The organism is Butyrivibrio sp. MC2013, assembly GCF_000424585.1.
Classification (GTDB): domain Bacteria; phylum Bacillota; class Clostridia; order Lachnospirales; family Lachnospiraceae; genus Butyrivibrio.
The window spans coordinates 30,105-48,897 of the sequence record NZ_AUKE01000023.1 but is presented as its reverse complement, the minus strand read 5'-3'; the positions used below and the strand labels follow the sequence as shown (position 1 = coordinate 48,897).

The window sequence follows — 18,793 nt, the reverse complement described above, 5'->3', positions numbered from 1 at the left end:
AAAAAACAGTACTGGTGTTATGGACGCACCCAAGACCTACACGGCGTCAGCCGTGCGCACTTGATGCTCGGTAATTCAATTACCGAGTAGTTCACATAAATGCCATATATTCCAAAAAGCCAATAAATAAAGCTTATCGCTTTATTTATCAGCTTCCTCAATGATCAATAGGGCTCATTTGTTCCATTAAACTCGCAAACGCTTCGCTTTTTGCTCGTTATAAAATCACTGCTGACGCAGTTCTACGGATACGGGGCTTATAACCCCGCACCCGTAATCAAGATATTCCCACCACCTAAAGGTGGTGGGTTATCTTGATTATTTTATATATAAGACTAATTAATGGCTATCAACTTTTTCACAATAACAGACTATAGACAAACTCATATATCCGATGAACTGTCATTTAACAGAGATCACTTTGTAGCCCAGTCTCTCAATCTCAGCGATAAGGATATCATCCTCCACTTCCTTCTCATAGAGGACCAGAGCTTCCTTTTTTCTAAGGTTAATCTTTGCTGATATGCCATCTATCCTGTTGAGAGCCCGCTTCACCCTCTCAGTACAATTTTCGCAGTGCATTCCATCGATCCCAAAAACTTTCTTTTGGATAACAGGACCATTTAACTTTTTATCAGCTTCTCTGACTGTAGAACTGCCGCCTCCGCAGCAGCTTCCCTGTCCTCGTAAATGCTTTATAGAGCCTCTTATCGCTAAAGCAAAAACAAGCAGTAATATCAATATGACCAAAACGTTAATATTCATAATTTCTCCCGATATACTGTTAGCATAATCTAACTCTTATCCAAAAATTAAAACCCTATAAATGCGGGTTTTAATCCTTCAAAGAATCATCAATAAAAAAATGGAGCATACGGGACTTGAACCCGTGACCCCCACACTGCCAGTGTGATGCGCTCCCAACTGCGCTAATGCCCCTTATAAAACTTAAGCCATCGTATATAGTCAATGGCTTACCTCTATGCTTTATATAGTATCATAATCATTATGATCGCGAAAGTATGTATTATTTAATCAAAATAGCCGTTTTCTTCCAGAGCTGTTATCATTTTCTCACTGATATCATCATATGTGGTCTCTTCATCTACTGTCTGCATGTCAACGGGAAGCTCTGCATCCCAGGGGCTAAGCCTGCCCATCTGCCCACTGTCTGTAACTCCCAAAACATCATAATTGTAGCCTGCAAGCTCATAGCCGTCGTAGTAAAGATAGATGTCCTGACGATCGGAGGAAAAATCCAGAGTGCTGTATATCACATCATATTTTTGGCCATCAGAAAGAGCATAGCCATAGTATTTCATATTATCCCGGGACAGATTACCGTCTGACTCAGCAGTAGACAAATCCGATTCGTCTGTATGATATACATGATATTCTCCATCTTCCAGGATCCTGGCATAGCTTCCGGTATCTGAGCTATAGTAAGCATAGTATACAGTGCCATCATCAGCACAGATTTCTGTATAACTGCTCTTACCATCACTTCCAAAAGCAAAGAGCATAGACGCAGTCTTTAGCATATAGCCCTTGCCATCCAGCATCAGTGCGTTATAGGAAGAAATATAATTATCCTTTTCCTCATCAGATAACTCTCTTTCTTCTACTGTCAGTTCAAAGCTCCCATCAGAAGAAGCTGTTATGTCCTGAAGAGTCTCTTCCCCGGCAGATGTATCTTCTGCATTTAATTCTGCAGCATCCTCTTTGATCCCGCCGCTGCTGGCTGCGGGATAAACCTCGCTTGGCTCATTCACGGAAGCTGACGAGCATGCAATAAGCGAAACTGATAATAGCAAACATATAATAAGGGCTGATTTTCTCATTTCTGCCGCCTTTCGGGTAACTACATTACCGTATATCAGAAAGCTTCTGCATTTCATAACTACGATATCAGGTAAAGTCAGAAAACATCTCGTTTCCTATATCGGCAGATTATCTGTCATTGCTTATTACAAAGCGACCCTAAATAGAATATTCTCTGATACAAGCTCGCCATTGTCATCATATACCTTCAATATGTCTTCATATCCATCCTCAGAGCTCTCGATGGAGACTGTCCAGCCCGCAAGAAGCCGGTCTATCTTGCACTCATAATAGATTTCATCTTCATCAATCATCCTGAATAAATAGTGTTTATCGGCAGCCACAGGTATATACGAAGCAGACATATCATCAGTCTTATCCAGCTTTATCATGGCGGGCCCCCAGGTACTCATAGTCCTGTTAGCATCCGTGTCTTGAAGTATCCATACGTCTGCACCGCGCCCGGTGCCCATCATGCTCACCTTTATACTGTCGCAGCCAAAGCAGGCTGCCCAGTAGCAGTATCCTGAAGCATCTTCATATATTCCAATACCTATCCTGGTAAAAAAATCACATAGAAAGTTATCACTGTCAGCCTTGTTATCCAGCCATAGATCAGCAAAAGCCTCTGCGCTCTTGTAGCCCTTATAGATACTTTCGCCGTAGATATACTCAGGATCTGCCATATACCAGGCTTCACCGCTGGGCCTGGTATGATCAAAAGTATATGCCAGCTCCTCTGCTCTGATAAAAGAAGACTCTTCCAGCCTTGCATCCCACACAAGGGGCTTAAGCCCCATAGACTGCCTCTTATCATTGACCATTGTATATACAGCTGCTGCTTCAGATCTAAGAGCTTCATAGTCCATGGTCCCTGACGGATCACGTACAACAGGGTCTATGAGCATATTGAGATCATCATAGATCACATCTATAGCTGTGCGATATGCTCTTGTGTCAGTAAATTCCTGGGATATGGTCTTTTTACCTGATCCTGTGAACAAGATGATGAGAAGGCCAAAACTAGTGACCAGCAGCGCAGCTATTACGATATAGATCATCTTCATTTTATTATTCATCATTTGTCCTTTCTCATATGAAGCCGCAGATCATCGCCGGATATCAGTTACCATGCAGCATTGGCTTTGCACATTGCTGTTTGCCTTTAGATAATCTCGTATTTTGTCCATATAAGTCTTCTCCCAAATGAAATAAGAACAGGGCGTCCAACAAGAGTTCACTCTCCCAGGCAGTCTCTTCCAAGGAGTTCCTCAAAACTCACAGGAATATCTATAAAGCCGGCTGCATAGGCGCCAAGCTCATAGGGATAGAAATATGCTGTCACGCCATTTTCATCTATATATACATTTTCCATATTGGCTGATTCATAGGCATCGTTATATATAGCCTCTGTATCTGTTGAGAAATAAGGACTACCCTCAAAATCATCTGCCTCATAGCTCTTTAGGTCTTCCTGGACTTTAGTGGCTACAAGAGCCTTGAAATCCTCTTCGCTTCCCTTATAGAAATCTGCCAGGGTCACCTCTACTCCGCTTTGCAGATCAAATATCATCTGATCTCTGGAGGGATAGCCGTGAGCACCGCCGCCAAACCAATATCCGTCAATATCCACTGTGAGATATCTGTCATCAAGGATCCTGACCTTGGAAATATTATAATCATTGGTGGTGCAATAGATAACAGGCGCTTCAAGATGTCCTTCGCATTCATCTTCACTAAGATATTCATCCCAATTAGGATCCGGCGCCGTACTCTTCTCCATATGCTCTCTGATAGCAGCATTTATCTCGCCTGCTTTAGGCGAAATATCATCTGATAATACCAGGATCTCTGCATAAGCCTTATCAAGAGGAGTACCGCAATAAGGACATTTCTCTGTGCGGCTGATATGATCTACTGTTCCATAATTAAAGGTATCGATCTGGCTAAGGCTTATATCCAGCCTCACAGGATCCAGCTCTCCATTAGACAGGTCTGCCATATACCAGCCAAGGCTTCCACCCTCATAATCCTTGTAAAAGACCTTGCCGCTATTAACTATCAGTGTATCAAGAGCTGTTAGGTACTGAGTGCCGGGCTTTTTGCTGCCCTTGCAAAGAACCTTGTCAGAAGCTGATTCCATATTATATGCATGGAGCTCCCTTACAGGCATACCGTACTCACTGTCATCAGTGAGAATATAATATAAAATGCCATCTTCAAAGGCTGCAAATTCATAGCCACCCATATCAATGTCAAGAGCCCTGCAGTCACCTGTCTCGCAGTCTATATTGTAGATGGCGATATCTTTATAATTATCATTCTGCTCTACATAGATAATGTTATGACTATCATAGCTCTCTATATGACCGTTTACTGAGGGTATCCCCTTTACCATATCGGCGCTGCCATCAGCCCTGATCATAAAGTAGTCATCATCCCGGCCCTTGATAAAATAACCCACTTCATCAAGTACCCTTTCAAAAGCTTCGCGATTATTCCTGCTTCTGTAGTAGCTGTAATCATAATCGCTTAGAGCATCGCAGAAGGCATCCAGGCTATGATCTTCACTGATTTCAAAAGATGAAGCACTATCCGAGGGGATAATAGTATAATTGGAATATTCCCTCCTGGTGCCATACTCTCCTATGAGTAGTGACATACAGATCCTGCCATTATAGTAATCAAAGCAGTCCAGGTAAACATTATCTCCAAGATCAAATACTTTGCTCATCTCGCTGCTTACAGGATCTATGGCAAAAATAGCATTATTGCCATAATTACCATCTTCATAGGCGGTGTAATAGAGTATCCCGTCATGCTCCAGATAAAAGTCTTCGGGCACATATATACTATTATTATCTTTAAATATCTTCTTGATATCATCACTCTTGTAATAGCCTTGAAGATCCCCTGTCTGATCCACTATGCATATTTCTTCTGAAGAATACTGCTCCTTGAGATAAATATTATCCCCAGGATTTGATCCATCAGAGGCATCATCTTCCACGGCAGCAGATTCATCTTCAGCTTCTTCCCTTACTTCCTCTGTGCTATCATCAGAAGCTTCTTTAGAGGAGTCGTCTCCTGAAAGAGGCTTTCCACCTGCAAAGTTCTGACTATTGTCAGGCTTTTTGGCATTTCCGCAGCCTGCCAGAGAGGCAGTCAGGAGGATCATTATCATCATTTTTCCAATTAAACTTTTCTTTTTCATCTATATACACTCTCCCTTAATAATCATTTCTAAAACATGGCTAGGTTGCACTATAGTCTCATCTTAGGCAGGTCCCTCAGGATGCCAAAGCATTCCCGGATCATATTATTGGGCAGATATAGGGGCATGGTATATGCAGCAATGCCATAGACCTCCCTCTCAGTTTGAGCCATGGCCAGATGCATCCCTCTGAATACATGAAAATTATTGGTCACTATCCCAATCCTCAGCCCGGTAGCATAAGAATCAGAATCACTAACAGTATCCTCTTCTATCAGGCTTAGGGAATATTCTATATTTTCCCCGGTATCCCTGGCACGAGTCTCTGCCAGGATCCTGTCAGAGCTGATGCCCCTTGCTATGAGATAATCTCTTCCGCCCTCGCCTTCGCTGATGGGCTCATTGGCTCCCTGAGCACCTGATATGATGCAGATTGTATCCGGGTTGTCCATGAGATAATCATAGGCAGCATCCAGCCTGTATTTAAAGATGATGCTGGGGCCGTAATATCTCATCTGGGCTCCCAGGACTATTATATAATCCAGGTCCTTCTCCCCTTTGTCCCCAAAATGGCTGACCATTAAAGTCATGCATATGGAAGCTGTAACAAATATCAGTGACAGCAAAAGGCATACTGTAGTCCTAAGGCCAAGGGGGAGCTTAACCCACCTGCCATGGCCGAACAGATAATAGGCTATGCCCCAAAATATTGCAGCCCCTATCCATATCACAAATGAAAAGGTACCGCTGCCCACCCTGTAGACGATTACAGAGTATACAAGGCAGCAAATGGTAAGTAACAATAAAACAATTCTCAAAAATCTTTTCCCCTTATTCAATCCGGTCCCCCACTAACTGCATTTGCATTATAAGCTTCTCTTCTGTGCATCAGTCCCCTAATATAGTCATTGCTATACCATGCTATGATCAGCTGCATAGCCATAAAGAGCCAGATAACAGGCTCGCACCATATGACTGCGCCGTACTCATATCTTGGTATCAGGAAGAGGACAAAGAGTATCTTGCCTATAAGCTCTATAACGCTGGATACCACAGGAATGATCTTGTAGCCTATGCCCTGGAGAGAAAACCTTGTGGTATTGATCACGCCAAGGACTCCAAGGAACGGCCCCAGTACATAGAGATATCTGGATCCATTAGTGATGATCACAGGATTATCTGAACCAGTGATCAAATGTACCAGAATGGGAGCTATGTTCCATATGACAAGGGATACCACTACAGCGCATGCTGCAAAGAATATATAGCAATAGTTCATGGCTCTAATGATCCTCTCACCCTTATCAGCTCCCCTGTTCTGAGAGATAAATACAGATACGGAATTGGGCAGAGATATAAAAGGCAGTGCTGCCAGGCTAAAGAGCTTCCTGGACGCCACATGGGCAGCAATAGTTTCTTTGCCCAGACCGTTTATGCCTGACTGTAATATAACAGAGCTAAGGCTCACAATGGAGGTCAAGAGCACCATGGCAAAGCCCTGACCTGCCAGCTCCTTCATAAGCCCGACGTCCAGCGAAAAATGCTCCCTTTTGGGGATCAGTATATCCACCTTGCGGATCAGATAAACAAGGCATAAAAGCGCAGACAGGCCCTGGGATATCACTGTCGCTACTGCAGCTCCCTCCACACCTGTATGGAGCAGTGCTATGAAGCTATAATCCAATATGATATTGGTTACAGACGATATAATAAGGAATACCAGAGGCATAAAAGAATTGCCTATGGACCTGAGCATGCCGGAGAAAAGGTTATAGCTAAAGGTCACTATAAGAAATGAGGTCACTATCCTGATATAGCTTAAAGCTTCATCAAAGATTGCATCAGGTGTATTGATCAGCCTCATGAGATATGGCAGGCAGCTGATACTGATAATAGTAAGAATGATCACAGTAAAGACGCCTATGATCAGCGCTCCTGCTACGGACCTGCCCAGCCTCTCTCTGTCCCCTGATCCATAAGACCTGGCAATGACTATACCAAATCCGCTGCAAAGACCGGTGGCAACATGTACGATGAGGTCAAAGAGGGATGATACAGAGCCAATGGCAGCAAGGGAATCCTCTCCAAGAAGGTTCCCTACAATAGCTGTATCAGCAGCATTGTAGAGCTGCTGAAAAAGGATAGAGATAAATATGGGGATTGTAAATACAAGTATAGACTTCATGATAGGGCCGTTTATAAGATCAACCTGCCCTACAGTCTTTTTATTATCATTATTCATCGCTAGTAACCTTACGTTAAACTCGCAAACGCTTCGCTTTTTGCTCGTTATAAAATCACTGCTGACGCAGTTCTACGGGTACGGGGCTTATAACCCCGCACCCGTAATCAAGATATTCCCACCACCTAAAGGTGGTGGGTTATCTTGATTATTTTATATATTTGGATTTATTTAATGACAGGATCCGGTATCACAGGAACATCGTTTATATCGTTGCCCCCTGCAAATCTGCTGGACTCTACTGTGATATTCATCTTATCAGATACAATGACAGTATATTCGATCACTGTAGTATCAGTCTCTGGATCCTCCCAGGGACGCGCATAGGTAAAAGTCAATTCGGTCTTGCCGGCCATTTTGGGAGTAAGAGTAAAAATATGCTGTCCTCCCACACCTACCATATCCTCGGAATGATCCTTCTCAATATACTCGTCCTGAACATCGAATAGCTCAGGCTCTTGGGCCAGCGTCCAGCTATAGCCTGTGGTCTGATTGGATTCAAGAGACAGTGTCATGGTCTGGGGCTTTGATGAAGCGCATGCCGTGATCAATAGAGCCAGCAGTACTAGCAGCCCAGATAATCTTCTCACAATATTTCTCATATATTAAGTCCTCCCGTATATATTTTTTTAGTATATTTACATGCTCAGAAATGCAGGGTCTTAATCAGTCTTACGACCTCCTCTGCCGTTTCAGTCATATTCCGGCAGGCATTGTCATGATCCATGGCTGACCACAGATCACACACGCCTCTTACAATGGGGAAGACGGCGCTTATACCTTGGTCATGGACTGCAGCGGCTCCCGGCCCTATGGCACCCGCAAGGGCTATCACAGGCCTCTGAAAACGCTGCGCCAGAGCTGCCACTCCCACAGGTGCCTTACCCATAGCCGTCTGAGAATCTATAAGTCCCTCTCCCGTGACTACTATATCCGCATCCCTGATGTAATCTTCAAGACCTGTTTCCTCTATGACTATATCTATGCCCCGCATGAGCCTGCCCTTTAGATATGCCATAAATGCATAACCCATGCCGCCTGCTGCGCCGGCTCCGGGATATTCCTTATCAGCCGCAGGCATATAGGACTCTGTAACATCCGCAAAGTGCTCCAGGTACTCGTCCATAGCTGCAACCATAGATGGGCTCGCTCCCTTCTGAGGTCCATAGACAGCGCTGCAGCCCATGGGTCCGCATAGAGGATTATCTACGTCACAGGCTATGATAAACTCGCACTCAGCCAGTTCCGGCATCAGATGCTCAGTGGATATATTCGCCAGATTCCTTAGACCAACAGCTCCCAGACAGATGCTCTCCCCGGATGCATCCATAAGATCATATCCAAGAGCCATGAGCATACCGGCGCCCCCATCATTGGTAGCGCTGCCGCCTATACCTATGATGAATCTCCTGCAGCCCTTGCCAATGGCATCCCTTATGAGCTCGCCTACTCCAAAGCTACTGGCATGAAGAGGATCCAGTTCGTCAGCGGGCACAAGCGTGATGCCACTGGCAGCGCTCATCTCCATCACTGCTGTATTACTATCTCTGATAATGCCATATTCACTTCTCACAGGCCTGCCAAGAGGACCTGTTACCAGAGCGCTCTCCCTTACTCCTGACATAGAATCTATAAGGGCATCTACAGTACCTTCTCCCCCATCAGCCATGGGTCTGACAACCACCTCTATATCAGGATCAGCTATTAATGCGCCCTTGGCAAAAGCGTTACCTGCTTCAAGAGAAGTCATGCTTCCCTTAAATGAATCAAATGCTGCTAATATTTTCATTATATTAGAGCCCCTTCCCCGTCGTCATTTCCCATCCGGGAAGCTGGTAAACGCGTCTCTTTCAACTTCCGGCAGGCCGTATTTACCCCTGGCATCAGCTATAGCCCTTATCATAAAGGCCATATTCCTGGCAAGGTTCCTCATGGTCTGCAATCCCTCAAGGTCCTTTCTCACATCTTCCGGGCTAAAGCCGTGTACCTGATTCCAATATGTGGAGGATGCCACAGGCATTCCGCTGATGGTGAAATACTTATTAAGTGCGTCAAAGCTGGCAGTATTGCCACCGCGTCTGGCGCTGACCACCGCAGCACCAACCTTCATATGCTTTGAAAAAGATGTGCTGTAAAACAGCCTGTCCATAAATGATAATATAGTGCCATTGGGAGAAGAATAATAAACAGGGCTTCCAACCACCAGTCCGTCAGCAGCTTCAAACTTTGGCGCCAGCTCATTTACCAGATCATCAAATACGCAGCGTCCCTTCTCAGAGCAGCTGCCGCAGGCGATGCAGCCCCTGATGTCCTTATTACCCACCTGTATGAGCTCAGTATCAATGCCTTCCTTGTCAAAGACCTTTATCATCTCCTCCAGGGCCGTATAGGTACATCCCTTGGTATGAGGACTGCCGTTTAATAGTAGGACCTTTGCCATAGAGTGATCTCCTTTCCTACGAATAGCTCAAGACTTAAGCTTCTTTTTCATATAGTTCAGAATTGCTCTTAATATCCGCCACAACCTTTCGAACCAGTCTACCTATAGGAGTAACCTTCTCTACCTTTTCATTTATTCCCCACCCGAATAAAACTCTGTTTTCGTCTCATTTGCCTGAATAAGCACAGAACTTTGATTAAACTCTTGTATCAGATCGTCCGCTGCTTTATGTACCTCTTCCGATGATGTATCACTTAAAAGTATCACGATGGTATATTCGTGAGATACCGTGCCGTCCTCATTTGTCCAGCCACCATTCGCTTCCTGAATGGTAAATCCCTCAAAGTGCTTTGTCAGCAACTCATCGACCTTTGCCTTTGCTTCTTCAGCCGTACCGAAAGGCTCATAGGTATCCTTGTCATTGGTCCCAAGATACATAACATACTGGATATCCTTGTCTCCCGCTCCTGTCTGCCTTTCCGAGGTGCTTCTGTATAAACTGAAGATGGATATACAGATTGCCAACACGCTAATGACGATCGCGATAGTTCCTGTTTTCTTTGACATAATTTTCCTCCTGTCCATAAAGTTTCCCATATTTAATCAACTTTATTTTTTAAATCTCCGGTAATCATTTATATATCCCTTCTCCTTAAGATAGAAATATATTAATCTATACATTCTTGGATAAAAAATCCAAGAATGTATGCAAATAGGCCATTTGAAAGCAACTAAAGTTGCTGGGCCTATTTGCTAGATTCATATTCTCACGAAACACGCAGTAAATGCGTGTTTCTGAATGGTCATTTAATAATACATCATTTATCATATTCACACATACTATAATGATAGCATATGACAGCTGTACTGTCAGTATTTATGCGCATTTGACGTTGTATGCAGGATCATTAACATAAAAAAGGTGTTCATAACCTGATATGAACACCATTTAGTATTTTATTTCTCTATTTTAGTTTCAATGATCATTCTTTTACATCCATCACAATAGTAGGAATCTATTGTAAATATTGTTAATGAATATTTGGCAGCTGATAAAGTTCCTTTTCCTGCTAGTTCTTCCAACATAGGTAGTTTATTATCGCCTTCATTCCAATGGACCTTGCTTCTTCCATCGCCATAGAGTATTCCTTTTTTTAATTCATTTCCACAAAATGGACATTTCATATGGTTGCTCCCCTCTTCTAAAATGTGAGTCTCTGAGATAAAGCTTAATATATCGGGCTATGATTATATATGGCAATATAAGCAAAATATCCAGGTTAAATCAATCATTTCTAAAGTTTTTCGAGATAATACCGATAGATATATTAGCAAGAGAAAGGAGGATGGCAACAAATGATGAATCTTCCAACAAGATAAAAGTACCTTCACTGCGGCAGGATCCCGGTGGAGGTACTTTTTTATGCCCAATTGACAAAGTTATTAAAAGTTATTAAAACTTATTAAACTCAAATCAAGTTATTAAAAGTTATTAAAGTGAAACATATTCAGATTATCAAAGCCGAGGATCACCTCAAAAGACTGCCCCTTTAGCTTTTACTTTGGAATTATAACCTACTAAGAATTCATATTATGACCATAAAAAGGGAGCTGGAAATAATGATTATCTCATTTTTTACAGCCCCATTTTAACAAAGTCATATCTTAAGCAAATCAGATTGTACTCCCACTACATTTGTCTCTGTCTTAAGCTTTTTTTGCCCCACAATAGCCCATGAAATATTGCCGGACACTCGCTGCTTTGAACAGGATAATTTTCTATGAAATTAATCTATGACATATCTGCTGTCTTTTCCGTTATAATGCTCAACATACTTTCTTAGCCATCGTCTCATCTGCTGATTTGTAATTTTCATATATCATTACCCTCCTTACTATGCTGCCGCTCCTTTTGTCCCTATATTATAAAAGCGCTTCCTTCCATGCATCTTCCTTGAAGCCTGCAAGAACAGTATTGTCAGTAACAAGCAATGGTCTCTTCACAAGCATTCCATCCGATGCAAGCAGATTCAACACTTCATCGTCACGGCATAACTGATCCCACTTTTTATTTCCTCACTTGCTTATAGTCTTTTTGTATGCAGAACGACCAACGAAAAATCCTGCCAATCCAAACAATGATGATATTGCCAGCAATATTGCTGTTACAATCCATTCCCTTTTAGTATCATTTTTCATATTCATCAACCTCTGTTTCATATCAAGTAGCCCATTTTTAAAACAGGAAGAAATCATCATCATCGTCATTAAATCTGCGGCACTCTTCCTGCCAGTCTGCCATCTCTTCCTTGAAAAGAGTACACAGTTCCTTATATTTTTCTTTGCTTATCTCCCCATGATCTGCCATACACTTGTAAAACTTCTTTATGCTGGCTCCGGTAGTCTTAAGATTATTAGGTGTGGACCACATACACTTGTGGATGTAATAGTATCCAAAAAAATCCCGAAGATTAAAGGACTCTGCTCCAGCTTTCATGTCCGTGCATTCCTCATCTATAAATGGCAGATAATTCGTCAGATAAAAATCAACGTTATCCATATGATTCTGTATGGTCTTAGCAGAAATCCCTGAAGCCATCAGGTCTTTTAAAAACATATCCAGATACTTTTTGTTCTCTTTTCTGGCTTCAATTGCTTCATCGGGTTCTTCATCATAATCATCGTCATCTTCCCAGTCATCATAATCCGGGTACTGCTCAACACTTCCCTTTTCTTCTGTCACGTGAGCAATCACACGGGTCTTTTCATCATGTATATCCTGCACCTGTATTTCAAATACCCAGTCGTCGCCAAAATCGTAATGCAGGATAAACCTCTGTCCCTTTTGAAGTCCCAGCTTATCAAGCTTTGTATCAGTCGATGGCTGTCCTTTATATTCCGGATCACAGGAATAATTGTCATCCGAGTATAGTTTTCCAGTCATACTAAATTCATACATATGCTCATGGATAAAATCAAAAGCTGCAAGGATCACCTCACATAGTCTGTCCAGGGTGTCATTCCCCGATATCTCTATCACCCTATATGTTTTTCTTGCCTGTCCCTGAGGATAAACCTTCAAAGTATATTGTGTCATATTGTTTTAAGCTCCCTTGTCCTTTTATGCTGCAAGTCCATCATCATTTATTAAATCCTTTATATTCTATCTGTAACAAGCTCCGCCCATGCAGGCACAAATCCTGCACCAAGTTTATAAATTCTGTAAACAATGTTTGGGAAATTCTATCTTGGTATGCTTGATAAAATTTTCTGGCATTTCGAAGCGTTTCTCTCGACTTTTTCAATTACTCAGATATTCATAATCACTACTTATATGGGCATTCTTGGATCTGCTGGTGTAGAAGGTAATGGATGCCTTAAAGAAGCGGATCAGGGGGTAATGGATAGTGATGGGCATTGTAGGATCTATGTCATCATCTCCCTTGAATATGAACCTGGAGTTGGAGCCATAATTGCCGATGATACCCACGTTGTAGAGATCCTTTAATACTCCGGGCACCCCAATCTTGCTCAGCTCAGCCACTTCTTCATAGAAACCCTTCTTGGCTTTTATACTGTTCTCAAAATCCTTGACGGTAAAGGGAAGCTTTAGACCTGTCAGAGTCTTCTTAATGCCCTCTACCTGTGTATCACTGTACTTTACTGTGAGATATTCTTCAAATTCTGCCCAGGACTCTTCTGCATATCTCTTTCTGGCAGCATCAAAGCATTCCTGATCCACCTTGGTCTTCAGTGCCTTTTGCTGCTGGATGATGGTGAAGAGCCTGATGATATCCCTGGGTTTAAGCCAGGTCTGATCCAGGATGTAGTTTTTTACATCCTTTTCGGATTCAGATATAGTAGGCACAAAATATGCATCCCATACATCGGCAGCAGGCTCTATGCCAAGCTGCTCTTCCGTATATCTGATCCTCTTCTCCAGCATCTTTAACAGGGGATGTTCCTTGAGATTGCCGCCCTTCTGCTCCCATGAGATCAATACGCCAAAGTCATGTACTGTCTTATTGATCTCCATGCCCTTGGATATGATCTGCTTATATACTTCGCTTCGGATAGCTGTGAGGAGGTATACATTATAGCCTTTGGTCCTGTTGGTATCTGACAGGTATTCTATGGCAAATATCAGATCCCTGATCAGCGCCACATCCCTTTGATACTTCTTGCTGTTCTTAAAGGACAGCTCCAGCTCATCTATAAAGATATAGATCTTATCCTCTACAGGCTTAAGTTTGGAATAGAGGTCCACTATCTCCTTTGCCACAGTGCTGAAGGGCACCTGCTTCTTTTCCTCATCCTCCCATTCAAATTCAAGATTGAGATTAGCAGCTTCCTTATATTTAAGTGTGATATTCCCCCTCTTCATCTGAGGCAGGATCTTCTTCACAGAGCTCTTGTCTGATAATGAGCCGTACATAGCCTCTATAAGGTCGCACATCCTGATCCAGTTCTCGTCAGTCCTGTCGAACACGCCGTACTCAGTCTCAGCCAGTCTGTTCACAATGACCTTGATGAGATAGACCTGCCATGCCAGAGAGCAGTCCAGGGTAAAATCATTGGGGATATCCTTATCGATTATCTCTTCAAAAGAGTTACCAACCACGCTGGATCTCTTGATCTTGTTGCGCTCCTCATCGTCTATATCACGCTTAAAGCGAATAAACTCCGTAAACTGGGTTGCAGGCTCCTCTAATACCACGCTCTCTAGGTACTTTAGGAGCATGGTCTTACCCGTACCCTTATTACCGAATATATAATAGGTAGAGCCGTTTAATAATTTTGATATGTCAATATTTGGAAATTCAAAGAACAGGCCCTTAAAGGTGTCTGTGCCGTACTCCAGATACTCATTATAAGCATCTGTCTTGCCAAAATAGATATCCTTTAGCTGTAATTCCTTCTTACTCATGTCTCCCCCCGGATAATATAGAATATAAAGCGATAATGCTCATTTCTGCAGATATATCAATAGTAGCACAAACAATACATTCTTGGATATAAAATCAGGGAATATTTGCAAATAGGCCATTTAAGCCGGAAGCCGCATCTATATTCATGTTATCAAAATCAATTGTGCAAAATCTACAATCACCAAACGGTAATTCGATAGTCTATATTACAAAATATAGAATCACGATTATTTTTGAAAAACCAGTTGCTTTTTGTGAGTTTCCTCCGTATAATTCACTTTGGTTCGAAACAAAATATCGGGGAAAAGCAAGCGAAAGCCTGTGGCGCAAAGCTATAGGGACTTTAACATGTCAGCCAGTTGCAGTTTAAACACTTAGACTTTTTGGAGCACGGGACATGTACCCGTGCTCTTTTGTATTTATTTTTTTAACTCAGATCGCGGAGCGATCAGAAAGGTATTTCAAAAATGAAACAGAACACAACAAAGAAAAAAAGCAGGAATATGGTCAGGACTATCATCCTCATCGCTTCATTCTTTGCTCTGCTTATGGCAGGAACTGTAGGTAACATCGGATACAGCCATATCAAAAAAGCATATTTTGCATCCTTCCAGGAAGGCCTCAAAGCAGCTGCTGTCCTCATGGATGATGAAATATCACACGAATGGAAAGGCGACTGGTCACTGTCGGAAGACGGAGATCTCAAGAAGGGCCAGGCAGAGATCCATGATTCATATCAAAAGCAGCTTGATGAGCTTCATGAGAAGACCGGCATGCATTATACAGTATTCTACGGTGATACACGTTATATCACTTCACTTACAGATGAAAACGGTATGCGTATGGAAGGCACTCAGGCTTCTCCTGAGGTAGTAGCTGAGGTTCTGGGCAAGGGCAATGAATATCTTGCTTCTGATGTAGAGATAGCAGGTCAGAACTGGTATGCATACTACATGCCTCTTACCAATTCAGACGGATCTGTTGTAGGTATGCTCTTTGCAGGTCGCGACACAACACTTATAGATGGCAACCTGGCAGCAGCTTCCAAAGCAATAGCACTTACCTTCCTGGGCTTCTTCCTCTTTAACCTTGTAGTAGCACGTATTCTGGTATCACAGACATCCAAATCTATCAGAGACATCGTCGGCGGACTTCAGAACCTGGAAGACGGTAACCTGGACTTCTATATCGAAGAGCGTACCTTCAAGCGTAAGGACGAACTGGGCGTCATCGCAGAGAGCTCTGCTCAGGTTCGTGACAAGCTGCAGGATGTTATCAGCGCTACCAAGAAGCTCTCAGAGGATGTTACAAAGTCCGGCATCAATCTTGCCAATTCTGCTGAGACAGCCAGCCGTATATCCGAGCAGGTAACAGGCGCAGTTGAAGATATCAGTAAGGGCGCTATGAGCCAGGCTGAGAGCATGGAGAGCTCAGTACACAATACCAATGAAATGGGTGACAGCATAGATGATATCACAGACAGGATTGAAGACCTCTCTGCTGCAGCAAATGATATGTTAACAGGTGCAAACCGCACAGTAGATACACTTACAGGCCTCATGGACAAGAACGTAGACGTTATGAACTCCATGCAGGACATCAATGATCAGATAAGAAGCACCAATGATTCCGTTAAGGATATCGCAGAAGCTTCCAGCATCATCACAGCTATAGCTGAGCAGACTCACCTCCTCTCCCTCAATGCTACGATAGAGGCTGCAAGAGCCGGTGATTACGGCAAGGGCTTCACTGTAGTAGCATCCGAGATCGGTAATCTCTCTACTCAGTCCAAGGAAGCTGCAGTATCTATCAATAAGATCGTAGAGAGACTGGTAGCTGAGTCTCAAAAGAACGTAGAGACCATAGAGAGCCTTAGCGAGAGCATGCGTGAGCAAAACGCACAGCTCACCACAACCAAGGGCGATATGGATGCAGTAGTAGTAAATGTCAACAACGTAGAGAGCTCCACCAAGATGATCGCTGAGAAGATCCGTCTACTTAACGACCTCAAGGCAAGCTTTACAGATATCATATCCGAGCTGTCTGCTATTTCACAGCAGAACGCCGCTTCTTCCGAGGAGACCAACGCTTCCATGGAAGAGCTCAACTCCACCTTTGCTCTTATCAGCAATGCTGCCAATGACCTCAGGGATATGGCAGAGACACTGAATGAGAAGATGTCATTCTTCACAATTGAGAAGATATCTGCATAAATAAAACAAAATAAAACGATAACGCAAAGATCCCATCATAAGTGGTTAACAGCCAAATATGATGGGCTTTTTGTTTATAAAAACAGTTATTATCATCCGGATTGCAGGAGAAAGGATCAAAAAGAAATACGATAACTATAAATACATCAAATTATTTATGATAAAATTAACAAGAGGCTTTATTAGCACAATAATAAAGTCTAAATTTGATCAAGTTCCATTACACAAAATATTACTACACCCGGAGGCTGAAAATGACATTACTTGAAGATTACAAAGAAAAAAGCAAAGAACTCTCATACCTTAACCACGCCCTGTCCCTTATGTACTGGGATCTGGAGACTATGGCTCCAGATGGCGCCAAGGAGAAGCTTTCTGACACAATGACTTATTTTTCTACAGAGGCTTTCAAAAAGAGCACTTCAGATGAATACTACAAGCTGGTTTGTGACCTGGCTGAGCCCGGTGAATATGACAAGCTGGATGATGTGATGAAGTTCGATATTTTCAGATCAAAGAGAGAACTGGAAAAAATGAGGCGCGTACCTGCAGACTTTTATGAAGAATATGTAAGGACCACCAATGCATCTGCTATCTGCTGGCCTAAAGCCAAGCAAAACAATGACTGGGCTTCCTACAAGGAGCCCCTGGCAAAGACCATAGATGCTGTAAAGAAAATGACAAGCTACACAGATCCGGATAAGGATGTTTACGACGCCCTCATTGATCGCTACGAGGAAGGTATGACCTGCGAGATGATCGACAAGGTATTTGCCGATCTCAAAAAAGAGCTGGTCCCCCTTGTAGAAAAGGTTACTGCCTGCCCTCAGCCCGACCATTCACTCTTTACCATGAAGATCCCTGCCCACAAGCAGGCAAAGCTCTGTAAATTCCTGGTTGAATACATGGGTATGGACATGACCAGGTTTGCCCAGGCTGAGACTGAGCATCCCTTCACCACCAATATGAACCTGGATGATGTACGAATTACCAATCATTATTACGAAAACGATATCATCTCTGCTATCTTCTCTGCCATCCACGAAGGCGGTCATGCCCTCTTTGAGCAGAACATAGATCCTAAATATGAGTTTACATCAGGAGCAAATGTAGACTACATGGGGCTGCATGAGAGTCAGTCCAGATTCTATGAGAACGTACTGGGCAGGAATATCAATTTCTGGAAGCCCATATGGCCCAAGGTAGTTGAGATCATCCCTGAATTTAAGGATATCACCCTGGAGCAGTTCCACAGAGAGATCTGCAGAGTGGAGAATTCCATGATCAGGACCGAAGCAGATGAGCTGACCTACGGCCTTCATGTGATACTCCGCTACGAGCTCGAGCGTGACATCTTCTCAAATAAGCTAAGCGTAGATGACCTTCCTGCTGCATGGAACAAGAAGATGCAGGAGCTCCTCCATATCACACCTGCAAATGACAGCGAGGGCATTCTTCAGGATATGCACTGGTCTGACGGGTCTTTTGGCTATTTCCCTTCATACCTACTGGGCACCATATATGATGGCATGTTCCTGGAAGCTATTGAAAAGGACCTGGGCGAGTTGGATAATGTCCTGGCCGAGGGAAGGATCAAAGAGATCACTGCATGGCTTAAGGAGCATATCCACCGCTACGGTGCCAGCAGGATCTCCTCAGAAGTGCTCGCAGATGTTTGCGGCGAAAAGCTCACTGCAGAGCCTGTTATAAGATACTTTAAGAAGAGATATTGTGCTCTCTATGATCTGACAAACGAATAAGAAACAAGTGCAGCTGCAGAGGCTTATATGCTTTTATGCAGCTGCTTTTTTGTATAAGATAGTTCAATAAACTTGACTATTATTTGGAAACTTTTTTTCTGAATAATTTTCCATTTTTCTTTACCGCCCATTCAATCCCGCCGATATATCACTTGTAGTGTTCAATTTTCGCTCT

16 protein-coding genes, 1 tRNA gene, 1 pseudogene and 1 riboswitch are annotated in these 18,793 nt (G+C 43.0%); of the genes and pseudogenes, 2 read left to right on the top strand and 16 right to left on the bottom strand.

Features of this window, described 5'->3' with window-relative positions:
- Positions 1 to 402: 402 nt before the first annotated feature.
- The 16 genes and pseudogenes from G636_RS0112020 to G636_RS0111945 form a co-directional block, all read right to left on the bottom strand.
- Complete coding sequence (locus tag G636_RS0112020) at positions 403 to 765, bottom strand: heavy-metal-associated domain-containing protein (RefSeq protein ID WP_026508247.1); 363 nt, start codon at positions 763 to 765, stop codon at positions 403 to 405.
- A 101-nt stretch (positions 766 to 866) separates the two neighbouring features.
- A tRNA-Ala gene (locus G636_RS0112015) sits at positions 867 to 939 on the bottom strand.
- 92 nt (positions 940 to 1,031) lie between these two features.
- Complete coding sequence (locus G636_RS0112010; protein WP_196803103.1) at positions 1,032 to 1,814, bottom strand: hypothetical protein; 783 nt, start codon at positions 1,812 to 1,814, stop codon at positions 1,032 to 1,034.
- Between the two features lie 153 nt (positions 1,815 to 1,967).
- Positions 1,968 to 2,903, bottom strand: a complete 936-nt coding sequence (locus G636_RS0112005; protein ID WP_081668434.1) for a CAP domain-containing protein — start codon at positions 2,901 to 2,903, stop codon at positions 1,968 to 1,970.
- A 155-nt stretch (positions 2,904 to 3,058) separates the two neighbouring features.
- Positions 3,059 to 5,035 carry an RsiV family protein gene (locus G636_RS0112000; RefSeq protein WP_026508244.1) on the bottom strand — a complete coding sequence of 659 codons (1,977 nt, stop codon included), beginning with the start codon at positions 5,033 to 5,035 and terminating at the stop codon, positions 3,059 to 3,061.
- Positions 5,036 to 5,085: 50 nt separating this feature from the next.
- Positions 5,086 to 5,853, bottom strand: a complete 768-nt coding sequence (locus G636_RS18460) for a YdcF family protein (protein ID WP_035779638.1) — start codon at positions 5,851 to 5,853, stop codon at positions 5,086 to 5,088.
- 17 nt (positions 5,854 to 5,870) lie between these two features.
- A complete protein-coding gene (locus G636_RS18455) occupies positions 5,871 to 7,277 on the bottom strand; it encodes an MATE family efflux transporter (RefSeq protein WP_051226964.1) in 1,407 nt (468 codons plus the stop codon).
- 167 nt (positions 7,278 to 7,444) lie between these two features.
- Complete coding sequence (locus G636_RS0111985; RefSeq protein ID WP_026508243.1) at positions 7,445 to 7,879, bottom strand: protease inhibitor I42 family protein; 435 nt, start codon at positions 7,877 to 7,879, stop codon at positions 7,445 to 7,447.
- A 44-nt stretch (positions 7,880 to 7,923) separates the two neighbouring features.
- Positions 7,924 to 9,066, bottom strand: a complete 1,143-nt coding sequence (locus G636_RS0111980; RefSeq protein ID WP_026508242.1) for a glycerate kinase family protein — start codon at positions 9,064 to 9,066, stop codon at positions 7,924 to 7,926.
- Between the two features lie 24 nt (positions 9,067 to 9,090).
- A complete protein-coding gene (locus G636_RS0111975) occupies positions 9,091 to 9,717 on the bottom strand; it encodes a flavodoxin family protein (protein ID WP_026508241.1) in 627 nt (208 codons plus the stop codon).
- A gap of 132 nt (positions 9,718 to 9,849) precedes the next feature.
- A complete protein-coding gene (locus G636_RS0111970; RefSeq protein WP_026508240.1) occupies positions 9,850 to 10,284 on the bottom strand; it encodes a DUF3574 domain-containing protein in 435 nt (144 codons plus the stop codon).
- Positions 10,285 to 10,674: 390 nt separating this feature from the next.
- Positions 10,675 to 10,902, bottom strand: a complete 228-nt coding sequence (locus tag G636_RS0111965; RefSeq protein WP_026508239.1) for a PF20097 family protein — start codon at positions 10,900 to 10,902, stop codon at positions 10,675 to 10,677.
- 738 nt (positions 10,903 to 11,640) lie between these two features.
- A pseudogene (locus G636_RS20025) lies at positions 11,641 to 11,763 on the bottom strand (ArsC/Spx/MgsR family protein); the annotation flags it as partial.
- 30 nt (positions 11,764 to 11,793) lie between these two features.
- Positions 11,794 to 11,916, bottom strand: a complete 123-nt coding sequence (locus G636_RS21005; protein ID WP_256379610.1) for a hypothetical protein — start codon at positions 11,914 to 11,916, stop codon at positions 11,794 to 11,796.
- Between the two features lie 37 nt (positions 11,917 to 11,953).
- Positions 11,954 to 12,814, bottom strand: coding sequence for an IS1096 element passenger TnpR family protein (locus G636_RS20020; protein WP_081668427.1), 861 nt, complete (start codon positions 12,812 to 12,814; stop codon positions 11,954 to 11,956).
- Between the two features lie 204 nt (positions 12,815 to 13,018).
- A complete protein-coding gene (locus G636_RS0111945) occupies positions 13,019 to 14,644 on the bottom strand; it encodes a P-loop ATPase, Sll1717 family (RefSeq protein ID WP_026508237.1) in 1,626 nt (541 codons plus the stop codon).
- 292 nt (positions 14,645 to 14,936) lie between these two features.
- A riboswitch (cyclic di-GMP riboswitch) is annotated at positions 14,937 to 15,012 on the top strand.
- Positions 15,013 to 15,112: 100 nt separating this feature from the next.
- On the opposite strand from G636_RS0111945, the gene G636_RS0111940 reads away from it, so the two are divergent.
- Both G636_RS0111940 and G636_RS0111935 read left to right on the top strand, forming a co-directional pair.
- Positions 15,113 to 16,858, top strand: coding sequence for a methyl-accepting chemotaxis protein (locus G636_RS0111940; protein WP_035779628.1), 1,746 nt, complete (start codon positions 15,113 to 15,115; stop codon positions 16,856 to 16,858).
- Positions 16,859 to 17,112: 254 nt separating this feature from the next.
- Positions 17,113 to 18,618, top strand: a complete 1,506-nt coding sequence (locus tag G636_RS0111935; RefSeq protein WP_035779626.1) for a carboxypeptidase M32 — start codon at positions 17,113 to 17,115, stop codon at positions 18,616 to 18,618.
- The last annotated feature ends 175 nt before the right edge of the window (positions 18,619 to 18,793 follow it).

What these genes read in the sequence shown, in the direction of transcription:
- G636_RS0112020 (WP_026508247.1), bottom strand. Translation starts at nt 765, where the DNA reads ATGAATATTAACGTTTTGGTCATATTGATATTACTGCTTGTTTTTGCT.
- G636_RS0112005 (WP_081668434.1), bottom strand. Translation starts at nt 2,903, where the DNA reads ATGATGAATAATAAAATGAAGATGATCTATATCGTAATAGCTGCGCTG.
- G636_RS0112000 (WP_026508244.1), bottom strand. Translation starts at nt 5,035, where the DNA reads ATGAAAAAGAAAAGTTTAATTGGAAAAATGATGATAATGATCCTCCTG.
- G636_RS18455 (WP_051226964.1), bottom strand. Translation starts at nt 7,277, where the DNA reads ATGAATAATGATAATAAAAAGACTGTAGGGCAGGTTGATCTTATAAAC.
- G636_RS0111985 (WP_026508243.1), bottom strand. Translation starts at nt 7,879, where the DNA reads ATGAGAAATATTGTGAGAAGATTATCTGGGCTGCTAGTACTGCTGGCT.
- G636_RS0111980 (WP_026508242.1), bottom strand. Translation starts at nt 9,066, where the DNA reads ATGAAAATATTAGCAGCATTTGATTCATTTAAGGGAAGCATGACTTCT.
- G636_RS0111975 (WP_026508241.1), bottom strand. Translation starts at nt 9,717, where the DNA reads ATGGCAAAGGTCCTACTATTAAACGGCAGTCCTCATACCAAGGGATGT.
- G636_RS0111970 (WP_026508240.1), bottom strand. Translation starts at nt 10,284, where the DNA reads ATGTCAAAGAAAACAGGAACTATCGCGATCGTCATTAGCGTGTTGGCA.
- G636_RS0111965 (WP_026508239.1), bottom strand. Translation starts at nt 10,902, where the DNA reads ATGAAATGTCCATTTTGTGGAAATGAATTAAAAAAAGGAATACTCTAT.
- G636_RS21005 (WP_256379610.1), bottom strand. Translation starts at nt 11,916, where the DNA reads ATGAAAAATGATACTAAAAGGGAATGGATTGTAACAGCAATATTGCTG.
- G636_RS20020 (WP_081668427.1), bottom strand. Translation starts at nt 12,814, where the DNA reads ATGACACAATATACTTTGAAGGTTTATCCTCAGGGACAGGCAAGAAAA.
- G636_RS0111945 (WP_026508237.1), bottom strand. Translation starts at nt 14,644, where the DNA reads ATGAGTAAGAAGGAATTACAGCTAAAGGATATCTATTTTGGCAAGACA.
- G636_RS0111940 (WP_035779628.1), top strand. Translation starts at nt 15,113, where the DNA reads ATGAAACAGAACACAACAAAGAAAAAAAGCAGGAATATGGTCAGGACT.
- G636_RS0111935 (WP_035779626.1), top strand. Translation starts at nt 17,113, where the DNA reads ATGACATTACTTGAAGATTACAAAGAAAAAAGCAAAGAACTCTCATAC.